21 protein-coding genes are annotated in these 24,360 nt (G+C 73.7%); 13 read left to right on the plus strand and 8 right to left on the minus strand.

What is annotated here, in order from left to right:
- Positions 1 to 88 precede the first annotated feature (88 nt).
- The 4 genes from BX285_RS23610 to recX all read left to right on the plus strand — a co-directional run bounded on the left by BX285_RS23610 (position 89) and on the right by recX (position 4,219).
- Positions 89 to 1,633, plus strand: a complete 1,545-nt coding sequence (locus BX285_RS23610; protein WP_121177922.1) for a S8 family serine peptidase — start codon at positions 89 to 91, stop codon at positions 1,631 to 1,633.
- Between the two features lie 64 nt (positions 1,634 to 1,697).
- A complete protein-coding gene (locus BX285_RS23615; protein WP_097236051.1) occupies positions 1,698 to 1,892 on the plus strand; it encodes a DUF3046 domain-containing protein in 195 nt (64 codons plus the stop codon).
- A gap of 181 nt (positions 1,893 to 2,073) precedes the next feature.
- Entirely contained in the window at positions 2,074 to 3,189 is a 1,116-nt protein-coding gene (gene recA / locus BX285_RS23620) for a recombinase RecA (RefSeq protein ID WP_097236050.1), read from the plus strand.
- A 379-nt stretch (positions 3,190 to 3,568) separates the two neighbouring features.
- Positions 3,569 to 4,219 (plus strand): recombination regulator RecX, encoded by a 651-nt coding sequence (gene recX, locus BX285_RS23625; RefSeq protein WP_373560552.1) that lies wholly within the window; start codon positions 3,569 to 3,571, stop codon positions 4,217 to 4,219.
- Positions 4,220 to 4,241: 22 nt separating this feature from the next.
- Here the strand turns inward: recX and BX285_RS23630 are convergent, their stop codons facing one another.
- The 5 genes from BX285_RS23630 to BX285_RS23650 form a co-directional block, all read right to left on the minus strand.
- Positions 4,242 to 6,011 (minus strand): FAD-dependent monooxygenase, encoded by a 1,770-nt coding sequence (locus tag BX285_RS23630; protein WP_121177926.1) that lies wholly within the window; start codon positions 6,009 to 6,011, stop codon positions 4,242 to 4,244.
- A 122-nt stretch (positions 6,012 to 6,133) separates the two neighbouring features.
- Positions 6,134 to 6,982, minus strand: coding sequence for an amino acid ABC transporter permease (locus BX285_RS23635; RefSeq protein WP_121177928.1), 849 nt, complete (start codon positions 6,980 to 6,982; stop codon positions 6,134 to 6,136).
- 73 nt (positions 6,983 to 7,055) lie between these two features.
- Positions 7,056 to 7,706 carry an amino acid ABC transporter permease gene (locus BX285_RS23640; protein WP_097236047.1) on the minus strand — a complete coding sequence of 217 codons (651 nt, stop codon included), beginning with the start codon at positions 7,704 to 7,706 and terminating at the stop codon, positions 7,056 to 7,058.
- A gap of 82 nt (positions 7,707 to 7,788) precedes the next feature.
- The gene (locus BX285_RS23645; protein WP_097236046.1) at positions 7,789 to 8,688 is read right to left on the minus strand and encodes a glutamate ABC transporter substrate-binding protein; all 900 of its coding nucleotides are present in this window, start codon (positions 8,686 to 8,688) and stop codon (positions 7,789 to 7,791) included.
- Between the two features lie 117 nt (positions 8,689 to 8,805).
- On the minus strand, positions 8,806 to 9,579 hold the full coding sequence (locus BX285_RS23650; protein ID WP_097236045.1) for an amino acid ABC transporter ATP-binding protein: 774 nt from the start codon (positions 9,577 to 9,579) through the stop codon (positions 8,806 to 8,808).
- A 390-nt stretch (positions 9,580 to 9,969) separates the two neighbouring features.
- Between BX285_RS23650 and BX285_RS23655 the strand changes: the two genes are divergently transcribed.
- Both BX285_RS23655 and BX285_RS23660 read left to right on the plus strand, forming a co-directional pair.
- Entirely contained in the window at positions 9,970 to 10,728 is a 759-nt protein-coding gene (locus BX285_RS23655; protein WP_097236044.1) for a response regulator transcription factor, read from the plus strand.
- 6 nt (positions 10,729 to 10,734) lie between these two features.
- Complete coding sequence (locus BX285_RS23660; protein WP_097236043.1) at positions 10,735 to 12,159, plus strand: HAMP domain-containing sensor histidine kinase; 1,425 nt, start codon at positions 10,735 to 10,737, stop codon at positions 12,157 to 12,159.
- A gap of 76 nt (positions 12,160 to 12,235) precedes the next feature.
- Here the strand turns inward: BX285_RS23660 and BX285_RS23665 are convergent, their stop codons facing one another.
- Positions 12,236 to 13,255 (minus strand): TAXI family TRAP transporter solute-binding subunit, encoded by a 1,020-nt coding sequence (locus BX285_RS23665; RefSeq protein ID WP_097236042.1) that lies wholly within the window; start codon positions 13,253 to 13,255, stop codon positions 12,236 to 12,238.
- Positions 13,256 to 13,415: 160 nt separating this feature from the next.
- Between BX285_RS23665 and miaB the strand changes: the two genes are divergently transcribed.
- On the plus strand, positions 13,416 to 14,933 hold the full coding sequence (gene miaB / locus BX285_RS23670) for a tRNA (N6-isopentenyl adenosine(37)-C2)-methylthiotransferase MiaB (protein WP_259470753.1): 1,518 nt from the start codon (positions 13,416 to 13,418) through the stop codon (positions 14,931 to 14,933).
- A 98-nt stretch (positions 14,934 to 15,031) separates the two neighbouring features.
- Positions 15,032 to 15,730: a hypothetical protein gene (locus tag BX285_RS23675; RefSeq protein WP_121177933.1), complete on the plus strand. Its 699-nt coding sequence runs from the start codon at positions 15,032 to 15,034 to the stop codon at positions 15,728 to 15,730.
- Between the two features lie 3 nt (positions 15,731 to 15,733).
- Here the strand turns inward: BX285_RS23675 and BX285_RS23680 are convergent, their stop codons facing one another.
- Positions 15,734 to 15,982, minus strand: a complete 249-nt coding sequence (locus BX285_RS23680) for an antitoxin (protein WP_097236039.1) — start codon at positions 15,980 to 15,982, stop codon at positions 15,734 to 15,736.
- 196 nt (positions 15,983 to 16,178) lie between these two features.
- Here BX285_RS23680 and miaA point away from each other — a divergent pair, with 196 nt between their 5' ends.
- From miaA to hflX, 5 genes are all read left to right on the plus strand, one after another.
- Positions 16,179 to 17,123 carry a tRNA (adenosine(37)-N6)-dimethylallyltransferase MiaA gene (gene miaA, locus BX285_RS23685; protein ID WP_121177936.1) on the plus strand — a complete coding sequence of 315 codons (945 nt, stop codon included), beginning with the start codon at positions 16,179 to 16,181 and terminating at the stop codon, positions 17,121 to 17,123.
- 227 nt (positions 17,124 to 17,350) lie between these two features.
- Positions 17,351 to 17,893 carry a hypothetical protein gene (locus BX285_RS23690; protein ID WP_183107205.1) on the plus strand — a complete coding sequence of 181 codons (543 nt, stop codon included), beginning with the start codon at positions 17,351 to 17,353 and terminating at the stop codon, positions 17,891 to 17,893.
- Positions 17,894 to 17,953: 60 nt separating this feature from the next.
- On the plus strand, positions 17,954 to 18,865 hold the full coding sequence (dapF, locus tag BX285_RS23695; RefSeq protein ID WP_097236037.1) for a diaminopimelate epimerase: 912 nt from the start codon (positions 17,954 to 17,956) through the stop codon (positions 18,863 to 18,865).
- A 171-nt stretch (positions 18,866 to 19,036) separates the two neighbouring features.
- Positions 19,037 to 21,265, plus strand: coding sequence for a bifunctional (p)ppGpp synthetase/guanosine-3',5'-bis(diphosphate) 3'-pyrophosphohydrolase (locus BX285_RS23700; protein WP_121177939.1), 2,229 nt, complete (start codon positions 19,037 to 19,039; stop codon positions 21,263 to 21,265).
- Positions 21,266 to 21,580: 315 nt separating this feature from the next.
- Positions 21,581 to 23,083 (plus strand): GTPase HflX, encoded by a 1,503-nt coding sequence (gene hflX / locus BX285_RS23705; RefSeq protein ID WP_097236035.1) that lies wholly within the window; start codon positions 21,581 to 21,583, stop codon positions 23,081 to 23,083.
- 111 nt (positions 23,084 to 23,194) lie between these two features.
- Here hflX and BX285_RS23710 read toward each other — a convergent pair whose 3' ends face one another.
- Positions 23,195 to 24,313, minus strand: coding sequence for a serine protease (locus tag BX285_RS23710; RefSeq protein ID WP_121177941.1), 1,119 nt, complete (start codon positions 24,311 to 24,313; stop codon positions 23,195 to 23,197).
- Between the last annotated feature and the right edge of the window lie 47 nt (positions 24,314 to 24,360).

The raw sequence follows: 24,360 nt of genomic DNA on the forward strand, positions 1-24,360 counted from the left end.
AGCAGAAACGACAATCCGCTCATATGGTGATGATTCGGGAGCATGATCCACCCGTGAAATCACCGGACCGACGAGCGGAGGCCGTGCGATGGCGCAGGCGCACCCGTCGGGCCGGCCCGCCCGCGCCGCCCGCCGCCGGGTCCGCGGGCCCGCCCGGGCGCTGCTCGCGATGCTGCTCACGGCGCTCGTGGTGGGCGGGGCCGTCCCGTACGTGTCCGGGCCCGGTCGGGCCTACCTCAGCTACCTGGTGCTGGCCGAGCGGGAGGACGCGTCCGGCGCCGACCGGGCCGCGGCGGAGAGCCGGGCGGCCGGCGGGCAGGTGGTGCAGGCGTACCCGCAGATCGGAGCCGTCCTGGCGTACGCGACCGGGGGGTTCGCGGACGCGGTGCGGGCCCGGCCCGGGATCGCCGCCGTCGGCGCCACCCGGACCGCGCCGGTGGTGGCGCCGCCCCGCGCGGTGGACGGGGCCGGGGACTTCACGGCGGGCGTGGCCCGGGGCGTGACCGGGACGAGGGGGGCGGACCGCGCGGACCGGGCCGACGGGGAGACGGCCACCGTGCCCGATCCGGCCGAGGGCGGGGCCTGGAACCTCGCCATGCTCGGGGCCGGTGCGGCCCGGGCCGGCGACGCCTCCCCGACGCCGAACGGCGCCCCTGCGGGCGGCGTGCCCGGCCCGGAGACCCTGCGCGGGGTGCTGGTCGCGGTGCTGGACTCCGGCGTCGACGACACCCACCCCGACCTGCGGGCGGCCGTCGACCCGAAGGCCTCCGTCTCCTGCGCCGACGGCCGGCCCGACGCCCGCACCGGCGCCTGGCGGCCCGACCCCGGGGTCGGCGAGAGCGGCCACGGCACCCACGTCGCCGGGATCGTCGGCGCGGCCCGGGACGGCCGCGGCGTCACCGGGGTCGCGCCGGGCGTGCGGATCGCCGCCGTACGGCTGCTCGGACCGCTCGGGCAGTACTACGCCGAGAACATCGTCTGCGGCCTGCTCTGGGCCGCCGACCACGGCGCCAAGGCGGTCAACAACAGCTACTTCGCCGACCCGTGGAAGTACAACTGCCCCGGGGACCGCGACCAGGCCACGCTGATCGCCGCCGTCGACCGGGCCGCCCGGTACGCCCGGAGCAAGGGCGCGGTGGTGGTCGCCTCGGCGGGCAACGACGGGCAGGACCTGAGCGCCGCCCGGACCGACGAGCGCAGCCCCAACGACCGGGCCTCCGGGCCGCCGCGCACCCGCTACCTGGGCACCGAGTGCGTCCGGCTGCCCGGCGAGCTGCCCGGCGTCGTCACCGTCACCGCCGTCAACCGGGACGGCCACCCGTCCGCGTACACCAACTACGGGCGCGGCCGGGTCTCGCTGGCCGCCCCCGGCGGGGACCCGGACGGCGGGGCGCAGAACGCGATCGTCTCGGACTGGCCCGGCGGGCAGTACGCGGCGCTGGCCGGCACCTCGATGGCCGCCGCGCACGTGACCGGTGCGGTCGCGATCGCGGCGGCGCTCCACCCGGGCCTCGGCTCGGACGGCCTGGCGGCGTTGCTCGCCGACTCCGCGACGGCCGGCTGCCCGCCGGGGCCGTACGCGTGCGGGGACCGGCAGTACTTCGGGGCGGGGCTGCTGGCGCTGCCGCGTTGACCCCGGCCTGTGCGGCGGAACTCCGGGGACGGGCGCGGGCGGTGGGGTCCGGGATACTTGAGCCATGAGGCTGACGGAGTTCTGGCGACGGATGTACGCGCACTTCGGAGAGGCGTACGCGGAGTCGTTCGCGACCGACCACGTGCTGACGGAGCTGGGCGGGCGGACGGTGCGGCAGGCGCTGGAGGCGGGCTGGGAGGCCAAGGACGTCTGGCGCGTGGTCTGCGACACCCAGGGGGTCTCGACGCTGCTGCGCTGAACGGGGCCTCCGCCGGGAGCCGCGGCGCGGGGACGTGCGACGCTTGAATCGAACAGATGTTCTTTGTACTCTCCGGCGACGAGTTTTCCACAGGCCGAGCCCGATCGGGCTCGTTTGTCAGTGGGACGCGCTAGCGTCGAGGACGATGAAGCGCACAGCACAGAACCCGAGGGAAAAAGCCATGGCAGGTACGGACCGCGAGAAGGCCCTGGAAACCGCGCTCGCCCAGATCGAGCGGCAGTTCGGCAAGGGCTCGGTGATGCGCCTCGGCGAGAAGGCCAACGAGCCCATCGAGGTGATCTCCACCGGCTCCACCGCCCTGGACGTCGCCCTCGGGGTCGGCGGCATCCCGCGAGGCCGAGTGATCGAGATCTACGGCCCCGAGTCCTCCGGCAAGACGACCCTGACCCTGCACCTGGCGGCCAACGCCCAGAAGGCCGGCGGCACGGTCGCCTTCGTCGACGCGGAGCACGCGCTCGACCCGGAGTACGCCAAGAAGCTCGGCGTGGACACCGACGCCCTGCTGGTCAGCCAGCCGGACACCGGTGAGCAGGCCCTGGAGATCACCGACATGCTGATCCGCTCCGGCGCGATCGACCTGGTGATCATCGACTCGGTCGCGGCGCTCGTCCCGCGCGCCGAGATCGAGGGCGAGATGGGCGACTCGCACGTCGGTCTGCAGGCGCGACTGATGAGCCAGGCGCTGCGCAAGATCGCCGGTGCGCTGAACCAGTCGAACACCACCGCGATCTTCATCAACCAGCTGCGCGAGAAGATCGGTGTGATGTTCGGCTCGCCGGAGACCACGACCGGTGGCCGGGCGCTGAAGTTCTACGCCTCGGTCCGGCTGGACATCCGCCGGATCGAGACCCTGAAGGACGGCACCGAGGCGGTCGGCAACCGCACCCGCGTCAAGGTGGTCAAGAACAAGGTCGCCGCGCCGTTCAAGCAGGCCGAGTTCGACATCCTCTACGGCGTGGGCATCAGCCGCGAGGGCGGCCTGATCGACATGGGCGTCGAGCACGGCTTCATCCGCAAGTCGGGCGCCTGGTACACCTACGAGGGCGACCAGCTCGGCCAGGGCAAGGAGAACGCCCGCAACTTCCTGCGGGACAACCCGCAGCTCGCCGACGAGATCGAGCGGAAGATCAAGGGCAAGCTCGGCATCGGCCCGAAGACCGAGGAGCCGGCCGAGGGCGAGCCGGCCGCCGCGGCCGCCGACGGTGCGGCGAAGCCGATCACCGCGACCGTCGCCAAGACGGCCGCGGCGAAGAAGACGGCTGCTGCCAAGGCCTGAGCCGTTGACGCAGTACGACACGGTGGGTGGCGGCCCGGCGGGCCCGGAGGACGAGGACTACGGGCCGCCGGACTGGTTCGCCGCCGTCGCGGAGGAGCCGGAGCCCGAGTCGGATCCGCAGCCCGACCGGCCTCCGGCCCGGGCGGTGCGCGGCGCGGCGCCCGGGCCGGCTTCGGCGGGGGAACGGCCGGCGGAGGCCTCGGTCGAGGCGCTGGGGCTGGTCTCCGCCTCCGAGCTGCCCACCGGCCGCCGTCGGCGGCGCTCGGCCGTGACGGCCGAGGAATTCGAAGCGGGCGCATCCGCCTCCGCACCGGCGTTCGCGCCGCGCCGCCGGAGTGAGGACGAGGCGGCTGGTCACGGGGGTGTGGCCGCCTCCACCCTGCGCTCCGGCGCGCGCCGGGGCCGCACCCGGCGCGGGCGCACCGCCGACGGGCCGTCCGGCGAGTCCGACGGACCCGGCGGCGGGCTGTTCGACGAGGAGCAGCCCGGCGGGGGGCCCTCCGGCGCGCGGGAGAAGGGCGGCCGCGGAGCCCGGAAGCAGGCCGAGGAGTCGGTCGATCCGGAGACCCGCGCCCGGGACGTCTGCCTGCGGCTGCTGACCGGCGCGGCCAAGACCCGCAAGCAGCTCGCCGACGCCCTGCGCAAGCGGGAGATCCCGGACGAGGTCGCCGACGAGGTGCTGACCCGGCTCGAAGAGGTCGGGCTGATCGACGACGCGGCCTTCGCCGCGGCCTGGGTGGAATCCCGGCACGCCGTCCGGGGCCTGTCCCGGCGGGCCCTGGCGCAGGAGCTGCGCACCAAGGGCGTGGCCGCCGAGCTGGTCGAGCAGGCCGTCTCCCAGGTGGACCACGACGACGAGGCGGACGCGGCCCGGGCGCTGGTGGAGCGCAAGCTGCGCTCCACCCGGGGCCTGGATCCGCAGGTCCGCACCCGGCGGCTGGTGGGGATGCTGGCCCGGCGCGGCTACTCCGAGGGGCTGGCGTTCCGGGTGGTGCGCGGTGCGTTGGAGGAAGAGGAGAGCGGGCGCTAGGCAGCCGCGGTAAGCCCAGGCCCTAGCTCGGGGAGTCCACCTGTTGTGGCGCGTGGCGGTCGGCGTGCTCGGGGGTGGGCGCCGGCTCGGGTGCGGGGTCGGGCTCGGGCTCGGATTCGTGCTCGGGGGCCGGGGCGAGCGGGGCGGGGCCGCCGCGGGCGCGGTCGGCCAGGGCGTGCAGGTCCTCGGCGACGGCGCCCTGGGTGGCCCCGACCAGGTGGCCGTCGGGGCGGATCAGCAGCACGGTGTGCGGCCCGGCGCCCGGGTACTCCTCGGTGACCAGCACCTCGGCGGGTACCGGCAGGGCGGCGGCGACCTCGGCGAGCCGGGGCATCAGGCCGGCGCCGAGCCAGTGCTCGGACGACCAGACGGCGGTGCCGGGCGCGACCAGCAGCAGCAGGAAGGTGGCGCCGAGACGGGCGTGCAGGTGGTCGGGGGAGCCGTCGGTGGCGAGCACCGGCAGGTCCGGGACGAGCACGCCGGGGGCGGTGGCGGGCAGCAGTTCGCTGAGCGAGGTGGTGCCGCGCGAGCCGCGCTGCACCGGGACGCGGCCGGGGACTCCGGAGGGCGCCGCCGGGTAGGCGGGCGCGCCGCCGAAGCGGCCGGTGCCGAGCTGGCCGTCGGCGAGCATCGGGGCGTGCTTGCGGAAGCCGCCGACCAGCAGTGAGCGCCGGGTCTGCTGCCAGCCGCGCAGCGGGCGCAGCAGTGGCATGGCCTGGTCGACGGCGCGCAGCCGGGCGCCGACCGCGCCGCGTCGCTCGGCCTCGTAGCCGTCCAGCAGCGAGCCGCCGGGCTGCGGACCGCCGGAGTGGAGGTGCCAGGCGAGGGCGAGCCGCCAGGCGAGGTTGTCGGCGTCGCGCAGCCCGTCGGCGAGGTTCTGCATGCCGAGCGCGCCGTGCAGGTGAGCGGCGTCGCCGGCCAGGAAGCAGCGGCCGACCCGGAACCGGGCGGCCAGGCGCTGCTGGGCGGTGTGGTCGGCGGCGGCGAGCAGGTCGAAGCGGGGGAGTTCGCCGCACCACCCGGTGAGGGTGGCGGTGACCCGGGTGAGCAGGGTGTCGCCGGTGACGATGCCGGGCCAGGTGGCGTGCGGGTCGACCGTCTCGGTGGGGGCGGGCCGGCCGGGGGGCAGCCGCCAGTCGAGCCGCCAGACGCCGTCCGGCAGTGGACGGGCGGAGGCTTCGCGGTCGCCGCGCCACGGGGGTTCGCGGTGCAGCCGGGCGCCGTCGAAGGGCAGGTCGACCCGGACGGTGGCGATGGCGTTTCGGTCGACCGCCGGGCGGCCGGGGAAGCGGATCTTCAGGAGCTTGCGGACGGTGGATCTCGCGCCGTCGCAGCCGACCAGGTGGCTGCCGCGCCACCAGGTGGTGGAGCCGTCCCGGGTGCCCGCGGTGCGGACGCTGACGCCGTCGCGGTCCTGTTCGAGTTCGACGACCCGGTGGAGCGGGACCAGCTTGATCAGCGGGGTGCCGGTCAGGGCGTCGCGCAGGCCGCGCTGGAGGCGGTGCTGGGGGAGGTGGAAGGTGGGCGACTCGGTGAGGTCGATCCGCAGCACCTCCTGGCGGCGCCGCCAGATGGCGAAGGAGTCCCACAGGGCGGAGTCCGAAACGGCCCGCGGGTAGCCGATCCGGGTCAGGAAGGCGATGGCGTCGGCGCCGAGGACGAGGCTGCGCGGGCCCTCGGGGCAGAGCCCGGAGCCCTCGTCCAGGACGACGGTCGGCACCTCGTGCCGGGCCAGGGCGAGGGCCAGGGCCAGACCGACCGGTCCGGCCCCGACCACGATCACCGGGTCCATGAGGGGACCTCCGGGCACGAACCGGCCGATCGGCCGGCGTCAGTTACCGCTGCCGCATATGCCGCGTGGATGCTCCCGGGAGGTGTCACGAAGAGCAATGCAACAGTTCACCTGCGTGTCCGTCAAGCAGCAGCTGAAGTGCGCCGGTTCGCGCCGCGACGGCCGCGTGCTTCGATCCAGCGCGCGAGCGCGGTCAGCAGCAGACACATGGCGATGTAGAGCGGGCCGATCACGAGCACCACGGGGATGTAGGGGAAGCCCGCGGCGTTCAACGGCTGGCTGGCGATCTTCTTGCCCATGAACAGCAGCTCGTTGTAGGTGATGATGTAGCCGAGCGAGGTGTCCTTGAGGGTGACGACGAGCTGGCCGATCATCGTGGGCAGCATCGAGCGGACGGCCTGCGGCACCAGGATGCCGGCCATCACCTGGGTCTTGCGCATGCCGAGGGCGTACGCCGCCTCGCCCTGGCCGCGGGGCACGGCGTTGACGCCGCTGCGGATGATCTCGGCCTGGACCGCCCCGTTGTAGAGGGTGAGGCCGAGCACCAGCGCCCACATCGGCTCCTTGGCGAAGAACGCGTAGTAGAGCCCGACGATCAGGATCAGCAGCGGCATCGCCCGGAAGAACTGGGTGAAGCCCGTGCAGGCCCAGCGGACCGGCCGGTGGTCGGAGAGCTGACCGGCCGCCAGCAGGGCGCCCAGCGTCAGCGAGAACGCCGCTGCCAGGCCGAAGGCCTTCAGGGTGGCGAGCAGGCCGTCCACGATCATCTGCTGGACGTAGGTGTACTGGAACGCGTCCCACAGGTCGGCGTCGAACTGGCCGTTGTCGGCGAGCGCGGTGACGGCGTACCAGAGGAGTCCGGCGACGCCGATCAGGGAGAGGACGCCGAACAGGCGGTACCGGGTGCGGGCCTTGGGGCCGGGGGTGTCGTAGAGGACACTGGCCGTCGCAGGGCGGTTGAAAATGGTCATGCGCCCACCTCGCTGCGCTCGGCAGGGGCATTCGCCCGCACGCGCGTCTTGATTGTTCGCTCGCTACGCTCGCTCATCGGGCCACCGCCAGTCGGGATTCCAGGAAGCGGAAGAACGTGGCGACCACCGCGCTGATCAGCAGGTAGGCGCAGGCCACCCAGAAGAAGATCGCGAAGATCGAGTAGCCGCGCTCGGAGAAGGTCTGCTGGGCGCTGTACAGCTCGGGGACGCTGAACGCGCCGGCGATCGCCGAGTTCCTCGGCAGGGCGATGAACACGCTGCTCATCGGGGCCAGCACGGTGCGGGCGGCCTGCGGCAGGACGACCAGGGTGAGGGTCTGGCCGAAGGTCATGCCGAGGCTGCGGGCGGCCTCCGCCTGGCCGAGCGGCACGGTGTTGATGCCGGAGCGGATCACCTCGCAGACGAACGAGGCGGTGTAGCCGCCGAGCGCCAGCACGGCGAAGGCCAGGTGGCTGAAGTGCACGCCGAGCGGCGGCAGGCCGAAGGTGACGGCGAAGAACAGCAGGGTCAGCGGGGTGTTGCGGAAGAGCGTCACCCAGCCGGTGCCGAAGGCGCGCAGGACCGGCACCGGGGAGACCCGGAAGGCCGCCAGCAGGGTGCCCAGCAGCAGGGCGAGCAGCGCGCTGAGCGCGCTCACCTCGATCGTCTGCAGGAAGCCGTCGCGGAACAACGCGAAGTTGTCGTCCTCGAACAGGAACCCCATCCGGCGGCCCTCCTCTCAATCAGGGTCGGGAATGTCGTGCGGTGGGCGGATCGGTGCCCGGGTGGATCGGTGACCGGGTGGATCAGTAGCGGTCGAGGGCCGGGACGTCGGGCGCCGGGGAGCCGGAGGCGCCCAGGGTCGCGTCGTAGGCCTTCTTCCAGTCGCCGTTGTCCTCGTGGGCCTTGAGGGCGTCGCTGATGGCGTTGCGCAGCACCGCGTCGTCCTTGTTGAGGCCGACGCCGTAGTTCTCCTTGGTGAAGGGCTTGCCGACGACCTTGAGCTTGCCGGCGTACTTGGAGGCGTAGCCCTTGAGGATGGCGTCGTCGGTGGTGACGGCGTCGACCTCGCCGGAGAGGAGCTTCTCGACGCAGGCCGAGTAGGTGTCGAACTGCGTGATCTTCGGGCTGTACTGCTGGACGTTCTTGATCGAGGTCGAGCCGGTGGCGGTGCAGACGTTCTTGCCGTTGACGCTCTCCGGGCCGGTGATCGTCGTGTTGTCCTGCTTCACCAGCAGGTCCTGGCCGGCGATGTAGTACGGGCCGGCGAAGGAGACGGTCTTCTTGCGCTCGTCGTTGATGCTGTAGGTGCCGACGTAGAAGTCGATCTGGCCCTTGGCGATGGCGGGCTCGCGCTGCGAGGAGACCAGGGTCTGCCACTTGATCTGCTGCGGGGTGAAGCCGAGGTCGGCGGCGATCATCTTGGCGATCTCGATGTCGAAGCCGCTGCGGTCGCCGCTGGCGACGTCCTCCCAACCGAGGTTCGGCTGGTCGGCCTTGGCGCCGATGATCAGCTGGCCGCGCTTGCGGGCCTCGGCGACGATCGGGGAGTCGACCTTGGCGTCGGTCTTGACCGTGTAGGTCGGCAGCTTCGGGGCGTCGCTCGCGCTGGCGGCGGCACCGGGCGTGCCGTCCTTGCCGCAGGCGGCGGTGGCGGTGAGCGCGACGGCACAGAGCGCGACGGCGAGGGTGCGGGAAGTCCTCATGAGGGTGTTCTCCTGGGGCTGGGCCGCGGTGTCAACCGGGCTCTGGCGTCTGGAAGTTGTGCACGGGCAGGGCCGATCGGCACCGTTGCCTTAGGCGGCCCGCGTGGTCTCGAAGCGTCAGTGGTGCAGGATCTTCGAGAGGAAGTCCTTGGCGCGGTCAGAGCGCGGCGCGGTGAAGAAGGCGTCCGGGGTGTTCTGCTCGACGATCTTCCCGTCGGCCATGAACAGCACGCGGTTGGCGGCGGAGCGGGCGAAGCCCATCTCGTGGGTGACCACGACCATGGTCATGCCGTCGGCGGCCAGTTGGCGCATGACCTCCAGCACCTCGTTGACCATCTCCGGGTCGAGTGCCGAGGTGGGCTCGTCGAAGAGCATCACCTTGGGCTTCATCGCCAGCGCCCGGGCGATCGCCACGCGCTGCTGCTGGCCGCCGGAGAGCTGGGCCGGGTACTTGTCGGCCTGCGCGCCGACACCGACGCGCTCCAGCAGTTCGCGGGCGGTCTTCTCGGCCTCCGGGCGGGGCACCTTGCGCACCTTCACCTGGCCGATGACCACGTTCTCCAGCACGGTCTTGTGCGCGAACAGGTTGAAGCTCTGGAACACCATGCCGACCTCGGCGCGCAGCCGGGCCAGCTCCTTGCCCTCGGCGGGCAGTGGCCGGCCGTCGATGGTGATCGTGCCGGAGTCGATCGTCTCCAGCCGGTTGATCGTCCGGCAGAGCGTGGACTTGCCCGAACCGGACGGGCCGATCAGCACGACCACCTCGCCCTGGGCGATCTCCAGGTCGATGTCCTGCAGTACGTGCAGCGCGCCGTAGTGCTTGTTGACGTTGCTCAGCACGACCAGCGGGGCGGCTGCGGGGGTGGAGTCCTGGACCGGGCTCTCGGTCATCGCGCCTGCTCCCTCTGTATCGAATCGTGCCTGCCCGAGAAGTCTTCAACTCCCTTGGGAGGCAATGGTGGTGCGAATCCGGGAGCCGCGGCCGGCGGAGCCGCAGCCCCCGGTGGGCCGACCTTAGGAGCCGTGACCGCGCGCCGTCAGCCGATCTGAGCGGAACTTGAGGATCACGAAACGGCCACACGGTCCGTACGTACTGTTCGCGAGGGCGTCGGCGGGGCATGTCACAGCGGGAAGCAGCGCCGGTGCTCCCCGTCCCCCACGAGCCCGGTGCGCGGTCCAGCCTGGCGTCGGGCCGCCCGCTGGCCCATACTGCGCAAGGGTCGGGCCTGACCGATCGGTCCGCGACCACCGGTGATCACGTGGGGGAAGGAGGAGAACAGGATGCGACTGCTGCTCGTCGAGGACGACGAACGCGTGGCCGCCGCGCTCGTCGCGGTACTGGGCCGGCACGGGTTCCAGGTCCGGCACGCCCGCAGCGGGCACGAGGCACTGGACGCCCTGGTACCGGACGGCAACGAGCCGTACCGGGTGGTGCTGCTGGACCTCGGGCTGCCCGACCGTGACGGCTTCGAGGTCTGCAGCCGGATCAGGGCCGGCAGCGGTGTGCCGGTGATCATGGTCACCGCCCGCGCCGACGTCCGCTCCCGGATCCACGGCCTCAACCTGGGCGCCGACGACTACGTCACCAAGCCGTACGACATGGGCGAACTGCTCGCCCGCATCCACGCCGTCGCCCGCCGCGGCGCCGCCCCCTCCTCGGTGTCGGTGCCCGCCCCCGACACCGTCCCCCAGCAGCGCGGCCCGCTGGAGTCCCGCGGCATCCGGATCGACCGGGAGCGCCGCCGGGTCAGCGTGGACGGCCGTGACGTGCCGCTCACCCGCAAGGAGTTCGACCTGCTCGCCCTGCTCGCGCAGAGCCCGGGCGTGGTCTACCGGCGCGAGCAGATCTTCAGCGAGGTCTGGCGCAGCGGCTGGGAGGGCAACGGGCGCACCCTGGAGGTGCACATCGGCTCGCTGCGCAACAAGCTCGCGCTGCCCGGCCTGGTCGAGGCCGTGCGCGGTGTCGGCTACCGGCTGATCCCGGAGTCCCCGGCGCCCGTCGCCGCGGACCAGGCCCCGAACGCCCCCGCGGAGCACTGACCGCACGTGCGCACCCGCCTGCTCGGCATCCTGATCGCCCTCATGCTCTGCGTCCTGGCCGCCCTGGGGCTGCCGCTCGCGGCGGCGGTCGCGGCGGCCGAACAGACCAAGGTGGTCGTCGACCGGCTCGACGACGCCGCCCGCCTCGCCCAGGACCTGCCCACCTCCGGCGCCGTCGACTCGGCGCGCAAGGGCGACCCGGAGCCCGCCCCCGGCGACCTCAGCCGACAGCGCGCGATCGACGCCGAGGTCCGCCGCTACTACGACCTGTACGGCGTGCGTCTGGGCATCTTCCAGCGCGACGGCCTGCCGATCGCCGCCGCGCCCGTCGACTGGCGGGTACCGGCCGGCGGCTGGGGTGCCCAGGCCTTCCAGGAGGCGCTGGACGGGCGGCGCAGCCACAACCCGCCGCAGGTCTGGCCGTGGACCCCGGACCGGACGATCACCGTCGCCGCCCCGGTGGTGCGTGACGGTGACGTGGTCGCGGTGGTGCTCAGCGAGTCCCCGACCGGGGCGCTGCGCACCCGGGTGGTGCACAAGTGGTTGGTGCTCGGCGCGGGCGAGGCCGCCGCGATGATCGTCGCCGTGCTGCTGGCCGTCCGGCTCACCGAATGGGTGCTGCGGCCGGTGCGCACCCTGGACCGGGCCACCCACGACATCGCCACCGGCCGGATGGCCGCCAGGGTCGCCCCCGGCGGCGGCCCGCCCGAGCTCCAGCGGCTGGCACGCTCGTTCAACGAGATGGCGGACCACGTGGTGCTCGCCATGGACCAGCAGAAGGCCTTCGTCGCGGACGCCTCGCACCAGCTGCGCAACCCCCTCTCGGCGCTGCTGCTGCGGGTCGAGGTGCTCGGCCTGGAGCTGCCCGAGGGGCACGAGGAGGAGCTCAGCGGCGTCCGGGAGGAGGGCGTCCGGCTGGCCCGCGTCCTGGACGACCTCCTCGGGCTGGCCACCGCCGAGCACGCCCGCCCGGAGCCGGAGCGCACCGACCTCGCCGAACTCACCCTGGCCCGGGTGGACGCCTGGCGGCCGGTCGCCGAGCGGCGCGGGATCGCGCTGCGCTGGGACGGCCCGGCGCTGGCGATCGGCATGGCCGACCCGATCGGCTTCGGCTCCGCCCTGGACGCCGTGGTGGACAACGCGCTCAAGTTCAGCCCGGCCGGCAGCGAGGTGCGGCTGCGGGTCGCGGTGCGCCGGGACGAGGTCGCGGTGACCGTGGTCGACGCCGGGCCCGGCCTCACCGAGGACGAGCTGTCCCGGGCCGGCGACCGGTTCTGGCGCAGCCCCCGGCACCAGAACGTGGACGGCTCCGGGCTGGGCCTGTCCATCGCCCGCACCCTGCTGGCGGCCGGCGGCGGCTCGCTCGGCTTCGCGCCGGTCAAGCCGACCGGGCTCGCGGTGACGCTGACGGTGCCGCGGCCGGAGAAGTGACGGCCGGCGCTCCGGCATCGGCGGGCGGTCCGGCATCGGCGGGCGATCGGCGTCGGTGCCCGCGTGCGGCAGGGGCTTACGGCTTCACCGAGCGGTAGTAGCGCGCGGCGCCCGTGTGCAGCGGGAGCGGGTCGGTGTAGACGGCGGTGCGCAGGTCGACCAGCTGGGCGGCGTGCACCTGGGCGCCGATCTGGTCGCGGCTGTCGATCACCGCGCGGGTCATCCCCTCGACCAGGCCCGGGTCCGCGTCGTCCCGGGTGATCAGCAGATTGGGCACGGCCACCGTGGCGACGGCCTCCTTGGGCTCGGCGTTCGGGTAGGTGCCCTTGGGCATGGTGGCCGCCCGGTAGGCGTCGGTGCCGCCGCCCTCGGCCTTGTGCAGGGCCTCGGCGAGGTCGCTGAGCGGCACGATCCGGATCCGGACGTGGTCGGACAGGTCGGTGAGCGCGCTGGTGGGCAGCCCGCCGGACCAGAAGAAGGCGTCCAGCCTGCCCTCGCGCAGCTGGTCGGCGGCGTCGCCGACCCCGGCCGGGACCGGGACGATGTCGCGGTCCGGGTCCAGCCCGGCCGCAGCCAGCAGCCGCTTGGTCACCAGGTTCACGCCGGACTGCGGCAGGCCGACCCCGACCCGCAGGCCCTTGAGGTCGGCCGTGCGGCGCACCGGGGAGGAGACCGGGACGATCAGCTGCAGGTAGTCGTCGTACAGTCGGGCGATCGCCCGCAGCCGCTCCTTCCCGGGGCCCTGGTAGTCGGCGACCGCGTCGGCGGTGGCGATCGCGAAGGCGTCCCGGCCGGTGATCACCCGGTTGAGGTTGTCTATCGAGCCCTCGGAGCTGTCCAGGGCCAGCCGCACCCCCGGCATCGTCCCGGACACGTGCGCCTGCAGCAGCTGCCCGTACCGGTCGTAGACGCCGCGTTGCACGCCGGTGGCGAAGCGGACCTCCCCGTGCGGGTACCCGGGCGAGCGGGCCGCCGACAGCCACCAGCCGCCCAGACCGGCGACCAGCAGCACCAGCACCAGCAGCGTCCGCCACAGCGGGCTGCGGGCCGCGGTGCGGGCGGCGGCGCCGAGACGGGACGGGGTGGTGGGGGCCATGCAGGGATACTGCCAGGCGCTCCGGCCGAACGGGAGGGGACCGGGACGGGCAAAGCTCGGGGCGGAGCCGGGGGCCCTGGGCGGGGCCTCGGTCGGGGCCTCGGTCGGGGCCGGGGAAGCTCCGGGAAAAGCGCTTCGCGGCTGCCCGTACCCTGGTCTGGTGAGCGGTGAGAGCGGATTGAAGAGCTACAAGGTCGTCACGCACGGCTGTCAGATGAACGTCCACGACTCCGAGCGGCTGTCCGGGCTGCTGGAGGAGGCGGGCTACGTCAAGGCCGGGCCCGAGGGCGACCCGGACCTGGTGGTGTTCAACACCTGCGCGGTGCGCGAGAACGCCGACAACAAGCTGTACGGCAACCTCGGCCAGCTGGCGCCGGTCAAGGGCCGCCACAAGGGCATGCAGATCGCCGTCGGCGGCTGCCTGGCCCAGAAGGACCGCGACACCATCGTCCAGCGTGCCCCCTGGGTCGACGTGGTGTTCGGCACGCACAACATCGGGCACCTGCCGGCGCTGCTGGAGCGGGCCGCGATCGAGCGGAAGGCCCAGGTCGAGATCCTGGAGTCGCTGGAGACCTTCCCCTCCACCCTGCCGACCCGCCGCGAGTCCGCGTACGCCGCCTGGGTCTCGATCTCGGTCGGCTGCAACAACACCTGCACCTTCTGCATCGTCCCCGCCCTGCGCGGCAAGGAGGAGGACCGCCGGCCCGGCGACGTCCTCGCCGAGATCGAGGCGCTGGTGGACGAGGGCGTCATCGAGGTGACCCTGCTCGGCCAGAACGTCAACGCCTACGGCTCCGACCTGGGCGACCGCGAGGCCTTCTCCAAGCTGCTGCGGGCCGCCGGCCAGGTCGAGGGCCTGGAGCGGATCCGCTTCACCTCGCCGCACCCGCGCGACTTCACCGACGACGTGATCACCGCGATGGCCGAGACCCCCGCCGTGATGCACCAGCTGCACATGCCGCTGCAGTCCGGCTCGGACCGGGTGCTCAAGGCGATGCGCCGCTCCTACCGGCAGGAGCGTTTCCTCGGGATCATCCGCAAGGTCCGCGAGGCGATGCCGGACGCGGCGATCTCCACCGACATCATCGTGGGCTTCCCCGGCGAGACCGAGGAGGACTTCGAGGAGACGATGCACGTCGTCCGCGAGGCCCGCTTCACCAACGCCTTCACCTTCCAGTACTCCAAGCGCCCCGGCACCCCCGCCGCCGAGATGGCGGACCAGGTGCCGAAGGAGGTCGTGCAGGCCCGCTACGACCGGCTGATCGCCCTCCAGGAGGAGATCTCCTGGGAGGAGAACAAGAAGCAGGTCGGCCGCACCCTGGAGATCCTGGTCGCCGAGGGCGAGGGCAAGAAGGACGACCAGACCCGGCGGCTCTCCGGCCGCGCCCCCGACAACCGGCTGGTGCACTTCAGCAAGCCCGAGGAGCCGGTGCGCCCGGGCGACATGGTGACCGTCGAGATCACCTACGCCGCCCCGCACCACCTGCTCGCCGAGGGCCCGGTGCTCGCGGTGCGCCGCACCCGGGCCGGCGACGCCTGGGAGAAGCGCCAGGCCAAGCCCGCCGCCAAGCCGGCGGCCGGTGGCTCGACGGGCGTCATGCTCGGCCTGCCGTCCATCGGGGCCCCGGCGGCCCTGCCGCTCACCGCGCCGGCGGGCGGGGCCTGCTGCGGGGACTGACGGCGCTGCTGAACCGCTGACGCGCTGCGTGTGACGGCGGCCCGGTGGGACTTCCCAGTCCTGCCGGGCCGCCGTTCGTGTTGGTTAGAGTGATCCACATGCTGGTAGCCGCCGCCGTGTGCCCCTGTCCGCCGCTGCTCGTCCCCGAGGTCGCCGCCGGGGCGGCCGCCGAGCTGGACGCGCTGCGCGCCGCCTGTGACGAGGCGCTGGCGGCGCTGGTCGCGGCCGGGCCACAGCTGGTCGTGGTGGTCGGCACCGGGCCGGAGGCCGAGGTGTGGACCGAGGGCGGGGCCGGCTCCTTCCACCGCTACGGGGTGCCGCTGGTCGCCAAACTGCCCGGGGACCGGGTCGAGGGGCCGGAGCTGGCGCCCTCGCTGACCGTCGGCGCCTGGCTGCTGGAGCGCGCCGGGGTGACCCTGCCGACGCACGCCTGCGCGGTGCCCGCCGACGCCCCGGCCGACCGGATGCTCGGCCTCGGCCAGGGCCTGGCCGGCCTCGCCGACCGGGTCGCCCTGCTGGTGCTCGGCGACGGCAGCGCCTGCCGCACCGTGAAGGCGCCCGGCTACCTGGACGAGCGGGCCGAGGGCTTCGACGCCGCGCTGGCCACCGCCCTGGGCACGGCCGACCTGCCCGCCCTCGCCGCCCTGGACGCGGGCCTCGCCGCCGAGCTCAAGGCCGAGGGCCGGGCGCCCTGGCAGGTGCTGGCCGGCGCCGCGCAGGGCGCCGGTCTCACCGGGCGGCTGGGCTACCAGGACGCGCCGTACGGGGTCGGGTACTTCGTGGCGTCCTGGAGCTGACGGTCAGGACTGCGGGGCCTGGCCCCCGCCGCCGTCCGGCTTCGGCTTGTGGGCGAAGTCGTCGACCGCGCCCTTGGCCCGGTCGGTGCCGTGCTCGATCTTCTCGCTGTACTTGCCCTTGGTCGCCTTGTCGATCGCACCGCCGGCCTTGTCGACGATGTTGTCGATCTGCTCGCTGTGCTTGCCGGCGAGTTCGCTGGCCTTCTCCTTGAGCTCCTCGGCCTTGCCCTTGAGGTTGTCCATCAGACCCATGGCGGTCTCACCCTTCCCTGTCGTCCGTCGGTCCCCGTCCCCTGCACAACGTCCGCGCCCGACGAAGTGTTCGCAAAGCGGGCACCACCTGGGGAAACGGCCGGAAACGGTCCCGGGAACAGTCATATCGTCGCGCAGTGGCGGGCGAGCGGCAGCCCGGTCTCCGGTGCCGCGGGGGTTTTGCGAGACTGGAACGGTGAGCAGCCTCCGTACCCCGCGTGTCATCTCGATCGTCGGCGCGACCGCCGCCGGCAAGTCCGACCTGGCCGTCGCCATCGCCCGCAGCCTCGACGGCGAGGTGATCAACACCGACTCGATGCAGCTGTACCGGGGCATGGACATCGGGACCGCCAAGCTCACCACGGCCGAGCGCGGCGGAGTGCCGCACCACCTGCTGGACGTGTGGGACGTCACCGAGGCCGCCAGCGTGGCCGAGTACCAGCGGCTGGCCCGGGCCGAGATCGACCGGCTGCTGGCCGCCGGGCGCACCCCCGTCCTGGTCGGCGGCTCCGGGCTGTACGTCCGGGCGGCGATCGACGAGATGGAGTTCCCCGGCACCGACCCGCAGGTGCGGGCCCGGCTGGAGGCCGAACTGGAGCAGGCCGGACCGTACGAACTGCACCGGCGGCTGGCCGCGCTGGACCCGGCGGCGGCCGAGGCGATCCTGACGAGCAACGGCCGCCGGATCGTCCGCGCGCTGGAGGTCATCGAGATCACCGGGCAGCCGTTCACCGCCAACCTGCCGAGCAACACCGCCGTGTACGAGGCCGTGCAGATCGGCGTCGCCGTGCCGCGCCCCGAGCTGGACGAGCGGATCACGCTGCGGGTCGACCGGATGTGGGAGGCCGGACTCCTCGACGAGGTGCGGGAGCTGGAGAAGGCAGGACTGCGGGAGGGCAGGACCGCCTCCCGGGCGCTCGGCTACCAGCAGGTGCTCGACCACTTCGCCGGCGAGTGCACCGAGGACGAGGCGCGGGCCGAGACCGTCCGGGCGACCAAGCGCTTCGCCCGCCGTCAGGAGTCCTGGTTCCGCCGGGACGACCGGATCCACTGGCTCTCCCGACCGGCCGGCACCGACCCCGTCGAGCTGCTGGAACGGTCCCTGGAACTGATCGACGGTCAGGGAGTTCCGGCCGCGTAGGACGGGTTCCGGCCAATCCGGCGGTGCACCTGCGCGCGCAGGCGACCGTGCAGGACGAACCGGCGGTCACGGCCCGATCACGTGATGGCCACGGATCACCCGTCGACCCCGGTCAGGCCCGGAACGCCCCTCTGGACATGCCATCATCGATGCCAGAGGGGTCGGCCGGACGGGCCGACCGCGCCCGGCCGCGAGTCCGCTCGTGTCGAACTGTCAGGGGAGGCCGCGTGTCGACGGGTACCGGCCCCGAATCCGGTCAGAGCGGGAGCGTCACCGCCCCGGCCGAGGCGTTCGACGAGTCCACGTTCGACGAGTCCACGTTCGACGAGTCCACGATGGGCGACCTCCCGGTGCTGACCGGACTTGAGGCGCCGACCTCGTACGCGGTCGCGCTGCCCGCCCTGGACACCCGCACACCGCCGGGGGGTGCCGTGCACGAACGGGAGATCCGGCCGCGGCGCCGACTGCGCTGGTGGCAGACCCTGCCGATCGCCCTGCTGGGCACCCTCGGCTCACTGATGTTCGCCTTCCCGCTCGCCTTCGGCTCGGCCGGCTCGCGCGCCACCATGGTCGGCATGCTCGGGCTGCTGCTCACCGCCGCCTCCTTCGGCTGGGGCGCGATGGCCGCCCGGCACGCCGGCTACAAGTGGCCGGGGCTGCCGCGACGGGGCTCCGGGCAGCGGGCCGGCTGGAAGGCGATCGTGGTCTACACCCTGATCGCGCTGGCCGCCTGCGCGCTCGCGGTCTGGCGGGTCGCCTACCTGCGGTAGGCCCGGGCGGGCCGCCCCCGCCCCGGAGGCGAGCGGGCGAATATCAGTACCATCGGGAGGGTGAGCGCATCCTCCTTCCCGCAGGGCGGCCTTCCCTTCTTCAAGGGGCACGGCACCCAGAACGACTTCGTCATCGTCCCGGATCCGGACGGCCTGCTGGAGATCGGGCCCGAGACCGTCGCGGCGCTGTGCGACCGGCGGGCCGGGATCGGCGGGGACGGGCTGCTGCGGGTGGTGCGTTCCGCCGCCGACCCGGCCGCCGCGGGGATGGCCGACCGGGCCGAGTGGTTCATGGACTACCGCAACTCCGACGGCAGCATCGCCGAGATGTGCGGCAACGGGCTGCGGGTGTTCGCCCGCTTCCTGGTCGAGACCGGCCTGGCCAAGCCGGGGGAGTTGGCGGTCGCCACCCGTTCCGGGGTGCTCACCGCGAAGGTCGCCGAGGCTGCGGAGGACGGCACGCCCGGTGACGTCACCATCGACATGGGCCGCGCCCGGCTGCCCGGGCCGGACGGCATCGAGGTCGCGGTCGGCGAGCGGCGCTGGCCGGCCCTGAACGTCAACATGGGCAACCCGCACGCGGTGGCCTTCGTGGAGAGCCTGGACCACGCCGGCGAGCTGCGGACCGCGCCGCTCACCAGCCCCGAGGGCGTCTACCCCGAGGGCGTCAACGTCGAGTTCGTGGTGGACCGCGGACCGCGGCACGTGGCGATGCGGGTGCACGAGCGCGGCTCGGGCGAGACCCGGTCCTGCGGCACCGGCGCCTGCGCGGTCGCGGTGGCCGCGATCCGCCGGGACGGTGCCGACCCGGCCGTCACCGGCGAGGCCGTCGCGTACACCGTGGACGTGCTCGGCGGCCGACTGGTCATCACAGAGCACCCGGACGGCCGGGTGGAGATGACCGGCCCGGCGGTGATCGTGGCCGAGGGGCGGCTGGACGAGCGCTGGTGGGCGTCGCTGAGCCGGAGCTGACGGCCCGGTTTGCCCACTTCGTACCGCGACGAATCCCCCCGATCGGGTGATACCGGTCGCGGACGGGAATCACGGCGTCGCGGAACGTGCTCTGCTCGGTAGCATGGACCACCGGGTCGATCACCCCATGGGGAGGGGCAGCGCCCGGCGACCGTTGCCGGAGGTGCGCCGATGACCATCGAAGCCGGACAGCCCCTGGGCCTGGGGCAGCCGACGACCGTACGGCAGGCCGGGGCCAGGAGGCCCCTCGGAGAGCTCGGCCGGGCCGCCCTCGGCCGGGCCGGGCGGGCCGCGTTACTGGCCACCGGCCGGCCGCCCGTGCCGGACGCGCTGGAACCGCTCGTCCGGGTCCACCGCCTGCACCACCCGCAGGCCGACCTCGGCCTGCTCGCCCGGGCGTACCGGCTCGCCGAGGCCAGCCACCGCGGCCAGAAGCGCAAGAGCGGCGAGCCGTACATCACCCACCCGCTCGCCGTCACCATGATCCTGGCCCAACTCGGCGCCGGGACCACCACCTTGGTCGCCTCGCTGCTCCACGACACGGTGGAGGACACCGAGTTGACGCTGGACCAGGTGGGTGCCGGCTTCGGGCCCGAAGTCGCCTACCTGGTCGACGGGGTGACGAAGCTGGAGAAGGTCGACTTCGGCGCCGCCGCCGAGGCCGAGACCTTCCGCAAGATGCTGGTCGCCACCGGGGACGACGTCCGGGTGATGGTGATCAAGCTGGCCGACCGGCTGCACAACATGCGCACCATCCGGCACATGAAGCCGGCCAGCCGGGTGCGGATCGCCAAGGTCACCCGGGACGTGCTGATCCCGCTGGCCGAACGGCTCGGCATCCAGGTGCTCAAGGCGGAGCTGGAGGACATCGTCTTCGCCACCCTGCACCCCGAGGAGTACGCCCGCACAAGGGCCCTGATGGCCGGTCACGAGGCGGAGCCGGACGCCGTGCTGGAGCCCTTCGCCCGGCAGCTGGCCAAGCAGCTGGCCGAGGCCGGGGTGGCGGCCGAGGTGACCGTCCGCCCCCGGCACTGCGTCTCGCTGCACCGGGTGCTGCTCAAGCGCTCCGGCGGGACGGGGCCGGACGGCCGGCCGAGCGGGCCGCGGCCGGCCGACTTCGGGCGGCTGCTGGTGGTGGTCGAGGAGAACGCCGACTGCTACGCCGTGCTCGGCGAGCTGCACACCTGCTGGACGCCGCTGCCCGGGGAGTTCAAGGACTTCGTCGCCGCGCCCAAGTTCAACCTGTACCAGTCGCTGCACACCGCCGTGGCGCTGAGCGGCGGCGCGGTGGTCGAGGTGCTGGTCCGCACCCGGCGGATGCACGAGGTCGCGGAGACCGGGGTGGTCGCGCTGGGCGACCCGTCCCCGGCCGGCACCGCCCAGGACACCGACGAGCTGGACCGCACCGACCCTGCCCGGCCGGGCTGGCTCAGCCGGCTGCTGGAGTGGCAGCAGGAGACGCCCGACCCGGACGCCTTCTGGTCCGCGCTCACCGCCGACCTGGCCGGCGACCGCGAGATCACCGTCGTGACGGAGAGCGGCGAAACGCTTCAGCTGAGGGCCGGCGCGACCTGTGTCGACGCGGCCTACCTGCTCGGCGAGGAGACCGGCCACCGATGTATCGGCGTCCGGGTCAACGGGCGGCTCAGCGCGCTCTCCACCGTGCTGGAGGACGGCGACCAGATCGCGGTGCTCACCGAGACCCTTCCGGCCGGCGGCGGGCAGCCCTCCGGCCCCGCCCCCGAGTGGCTGGCCCACGCCCGTACCCCCGCCGCCCGGCTGGCCATCGAACGCTGGCTGGCCGACCCACCGGCCCGGCTGCCGGCGGTCCGGACCGGCCCGGCGGTCACTCCGCCCGGCCAGCCCGGTCAGCCCGGTCAGCCCGCCCGGACCGGCCGGCCGTCCGGGCCCGGACGGCCGGCCGCCGAGAAGCGGGCCACCCCGGTCACGGTGGCCGGCCGGCCCGGGGCGGCCGTACGGCTGGCGCGCTGCTGCACGCCGGTGCCGCCGGACGCGGTGGCGGGCTACCCGATCCGCGGCGGCGCGGTGGCCGTGCACCGCACCGGCTGCCCCGCGGGGGAGCGGATGCGGGCGGACGGCCGGGACGCGCTGGAGGTCCACTGGCAGCCGCAGGACGCCCCGGCGGACGGGCACCGGGCCACCCTGCGGGCGGAGGCGCTGAACCGGCCCCGGCTGCTCGCCGACCTCACCGCGGCGATCTCCGCCGAGGGCGTCGGCATCGTCTCGGCCGAGGTCGAGCCGCCGCAGGAGTCCAGGGTCCGGCACACCTACACCGTGGAGCTGCCCGAGCCGGGCGCGCTGCCCGGGCTGATGCGGGCGATGCTGCGGGTCTCCGGGGTGTACGACGTGAGCCGGCCGCACGCCCCGGAGGTCGGCTAGGTTCCGGCTCGGTTCCGGCCTGGTTCCGGGCGGGCTGACGTGGGCGGTCGTCCGCCGGGACGGGGGCGGCCGTCCGTCGGGACGTGGGCGGCCGGTAAATGGGGATGACCGGCCCGGGCCGGGCGTGCGACCATCATGGGGAATTCACGGCCGGTCCGCGGCGTTATCGGGGCACAGGAGCCCGGTGGCGTTTGAGGACCCGAGGGGTAGCTCACCCCGCCCGGACGATAGCCGGGTCGGCAGCTGGGCAGACTCCTTACGGGACCGCTCCGACGGTCCCCGAAGGCCACCCGTACCAGCGAGCCAAAGGACAGAATGACCTCCACGTTCGACACCCGCGACCACGCCGACGCCACGCGCCGCCTCGACGGTCTGCGGGCGGAAGCCCTCATGGACGAGGACCTCGCGGCCATCGACGAGGACCTCGACCACCACTACGACGGCGACCAGTACGACCGCAGCGAGCGAGCCGCCCTGCGCCGTGTCGTCGGCCTCTCCACCGAGCTCCAGGACGTCACCGAGGTCGAGTACCGCCAGCTCCGCCTGGAGCGCGTGGTTCTCGTCGGCGTCTGGACGGACGGCACGCTGGAGGAGGCGGAGAACTCGATGGCGGAGCTCGCCGCGCTCGCCGAGACGGCCGGCTCCGAGGTGCTGGACGGCGTCATCCAGCGCCGTGACAAGCCCGACGCGGCCACCTACATCGGCTCCGGCAAGGCGAAGGAGCTGCGCGACATCGTCGCCGCCAGCGGCGCCGACACCGTGGTCTGCGACGGTGAGCTCACCCCCGGCCAGCTGATCCAGCTGGAGGACGTGGTCAAGGTCAAGGTCGTCGACCGGACGGCCCTGATCCTGGACATCTTCGCCCAGCACGCCAAGTCCCGTGAGGGCAAGGCGCAGGTCTCGCTCGCCCAGATGCAGTACATGCTGCCGCGGCTGCGCGGCTGGGGTCAGTCGCTCTCCCGGCAGATGGGTGGTGGTGGCTCCGGCTCGTCCGGCGGCGGCATGGCCACCCGTGGTCCCGGTGAGACCAAGATCGAGACCGACCGGCGCCGGATCCGCGAGAAGATGGCGAAGCTCCGCAAGGAGATCGCCGACATGAAGAAGGGCCGCGACACCAAGCGCCAGGAGCGCAAGCGCCACCAGGTGCCGTCCGTGGCCATCGCCGGATACACCAACGCCGGCAAGTCCTCCCTGCTCAACCGGCTCACCGGCGCGGGCGTACTGGTGGAGAACGCGCTGTTCGCCACCCTGGACCCGACCGTGCGCCGGGCCCAGACCCCGAGCGGGCGGGTCTACACCCTGGCCGACACGGTCGGATTCGTCCGGCACCTGCCGCACCACCTGGTCGAGGCCTTCCGCTCGACCATGGAGGAGGTCGCCGACGCGGACCTCATCCTGCACGTGGTGGACGGCTCGCACCCCGAGCCGGAGACGCAGCTGGCCGCCGTCCGCGAGGTCATCGTCTCGGTCGACGCGCAGAACGTGCCGGAGATCGTGGTGATCAACAAGGCGGACGCCGCCGACCCGCACGTGCTGCAGCGCCTGCTGCGCCGCGAGCCGCACGCCATCGTGGTGTCGGCCCGCAGCGGCGCGGGCATCGAGGAGCTGCTGCAGCTCATCGACGACGAGCTGCCGCGTCCGGCGGTCGAGGTGCGGGCACTGGTGCCCTACACCCAGGGCGGGCTGGTCTCCCGGGTGCACGCGGAGGGCGAGCTGCTCTCCGCCGAGCACACCGGCGAGGGCACGCTGCTGCACGCCAAGGTGCCGGCCGAGCTGGCGGCGGAGCTGGAGTACTTCGCGGTGGCCCTGCAGGGCTGATCGAGAATCGACGCCGAAGGCGTGGGAAGGGCCCCCGGGAACAGTCCCGGGGGCCCTTCCTGCGCGGTGGGAGCTCCTGCGTAGGGGAGCGTAGGGGGAGCGTTGGGGGAGCTACCTGACGTTCTTGGCGAAGTAGTCGAAGGCCTGCTTCGCCTGGTCCTGCAGGGCCGGTCCGGCCTGGTAGCCGGCCGGGTTGCGGTTGCCGACCGCGCCGACGCTGATGAGGTTGGGCTTGCCGTCCTTGGTGATGAACCAGCCGCCGCCGCTGGAGCCCGCCGTCATCGAGCAGCCGATCACGTACAGCGGCGGGCGGGTCCGGTCGAAGGAGAGCCGGGCGGGTGCGACGGGCGAGTCGCAGTGGTCCAGCTCCATGCCGTCGAAGGGCCGCTCGGCCGGGTAGCCGTAGGCGGCGGCCGAGGTGATCTGGTCGCGCGGGGCGTTGAACCAGATCGGGACGGCGCCGCCGACCGTCTCCTCCAGGGACCTGCCGGAGTCGTCCTCGCCGCGCACCCGGAGGATCCCGTAGTCGAACTGGTTGTGGGCCCCGACGCCGCTCTCCTGCAGCCAGGTCGGCGACACCAGCGCGCGCACCGCCGTCCACCGGCCGTACGGTGCGGCCTGCCGGTCGGCGTACGGCTTGCCGTGGGCGGCCTGGCCGTCCCGGTTGAAGGCGGGCACGAAGACCAGGTTCTTCAGCCAGCCGCCGCCCTTGCCGTCGTGCAGGCAGTGCGCGGCGGTGTAGACGAGGTTGCTGCGGCCGGGGTTGGCCGGGTCGGAGACCACGGTGGCGGAGCAGGCCGCGTCGCCCTGCGGGGTGGTCATGAAGAGCCGGCCGACCACGGCGGCGGGCAGGCCGTACGGGTGCGGCTGCGGCTGGGCCGGGACGGCGGTGGGCGCCGGGTCCCGTTCGACGCCGGGGGCCGCCGGGCCGGTCAGGGAGTACTCCGGGGTGGGCCGCGGCTTGGCGGCGTCCATCCGGGCGGCCGACCAGGCGCCCGGGGCCGCGTCCTCGGCGAACCCGCTGTCGGCGACGTACTTCGTCCAGTCCTCCAGCTTCCAGCCCGTCAGGTCGCCCAGGCTGGTGGGCGCGGACTTGGGCAGGGCGGGGGGCGGGGCGGCCGGCCTGGCGGGGCCGTCCGGGCCGCAGGCGGTCGCGGCGAGGGCGAGCGCGGCGAGCAGTGCGGCGCCGGCCGTGCCGGTCCGGCGTCCCCGGCTGGTGGTTCTGGGCATGCTGCATCGTCCCCCGCGCTGTGCTGGTGTTCCCGTACCGCCGCCCC

The organism is Streptomyces sp. 1114.5 (assembly GCF_003635085.1).
GTDB lineage: Bacteria > Actinomycetota > Actinomycetes > Streptomycetales > Streptomycetaceae > Kitasatospora.

Bases quoted from the DNA above. Each gene is read 5' to 3' on its own strand.
- BX285_RS23615 (WP_097236051.1), top strand. From the start codon at position 1,698: ATGAGGCTGACGGAGTTCTGGCGACGGATGTACGCGCACTTCGGAGAG.
- BX285_RS23700 (WP_121177939.1), top strand. From the start codon at position 19,037: ATGACCATCGAAGCCGGACAGCCCCTGGGCCTGGGGCAGCCGACGACC.
- recA (WP_097236050.1), top strand. From the start codon at position 2,074: ATGGCAGGTACGGACCGCGAGAAGGCCCTGGAAACCGCGCTCGCCCAG.
- BX285_RS23680 (WP_097236039.1), bottom strand. From the start codon at position 15,982: ATGGGTCTGATGGACAACCTCAAGGGCAAGGCCGAGGAGCTCAAGGAG.
- BX285_RS23610 (WP_121177922.1), top strand. From the start codon at position 89: ATGGCGCAGGCGCACCCGTCGGGCCGGCCCGCCCGCGCCGCCCGCCGC.
- BX285_RS23655 (WP_097236044.1), top strand. From the start codon at position 9,970: ATGCGACTGCTGCTCGTCGAGGACGACGAACGCGTGGCCGCCGCGCTC.
- BX285_RS23650 (WP_097236045.1), bottom strand. From the start codon at position 9,579: ATGACCGAGAGCCCGGTCCAGGACTCCACCCCCGCAGCCGCCCCGCTG.
- BX285_RS23635 (WP_121177928.1), bottom strand. From the start codon at position 6,982: ATGACCATTTTCAACCGCCCTGCGACGGCCAGTGTCCTCTACGACACC.
- BX285_RS23640 (WP_097236047.1), bottom strand. From the start codon at position 7,706: ATGGGGTTCCTGTTCGAGGACGACAACTTCGCGTTGTTCCGCGACGGC.
- BX285_RS23630 (WP_121177926.1), bottom strand. From the start codon at position 6,011: ATGGACCCGGTGATCGTGGTCGGGGCCGGACCGGTCGGTCTGGCCCTG.
- BX285_RS23665 (WP_097236042.1), bottom strand. From the start codon at position 13,255: ATGGCCCCCACCACCCCGTCCCGTCTCGGCGCCGCCGCCCGCACCGCG.
- BX285_RS23675 (WP_121177933.1), top strand. From the start codon at position 15,032: ATGCTGGTAGCCGCCGCCGTGTGCCCCTGTCCGCCGCTGCTCGTCCCC.
- hflX (WP_097236035.1), top strand. From the start codon at position 21,581: ATGACCTCCACGTTCGACACCCGCGACCACGCCGACGCCACGCGCCGC.
- BX285_RS23645 (WP_097236046.1), bottom strand. From the start codon at position 8,688: ATGAGGACTTCCCGCACCCTCGCCGTCGCGCTCTGTGCCGTCGCGCTC.
- BX285_RS23710 (WP_121177941.1), bottom strand. From the start codon at position 24,313: ATGCCCAGAACCACCAGCCGGGGACGCCGGACCGGCACGGCCGGCGCC.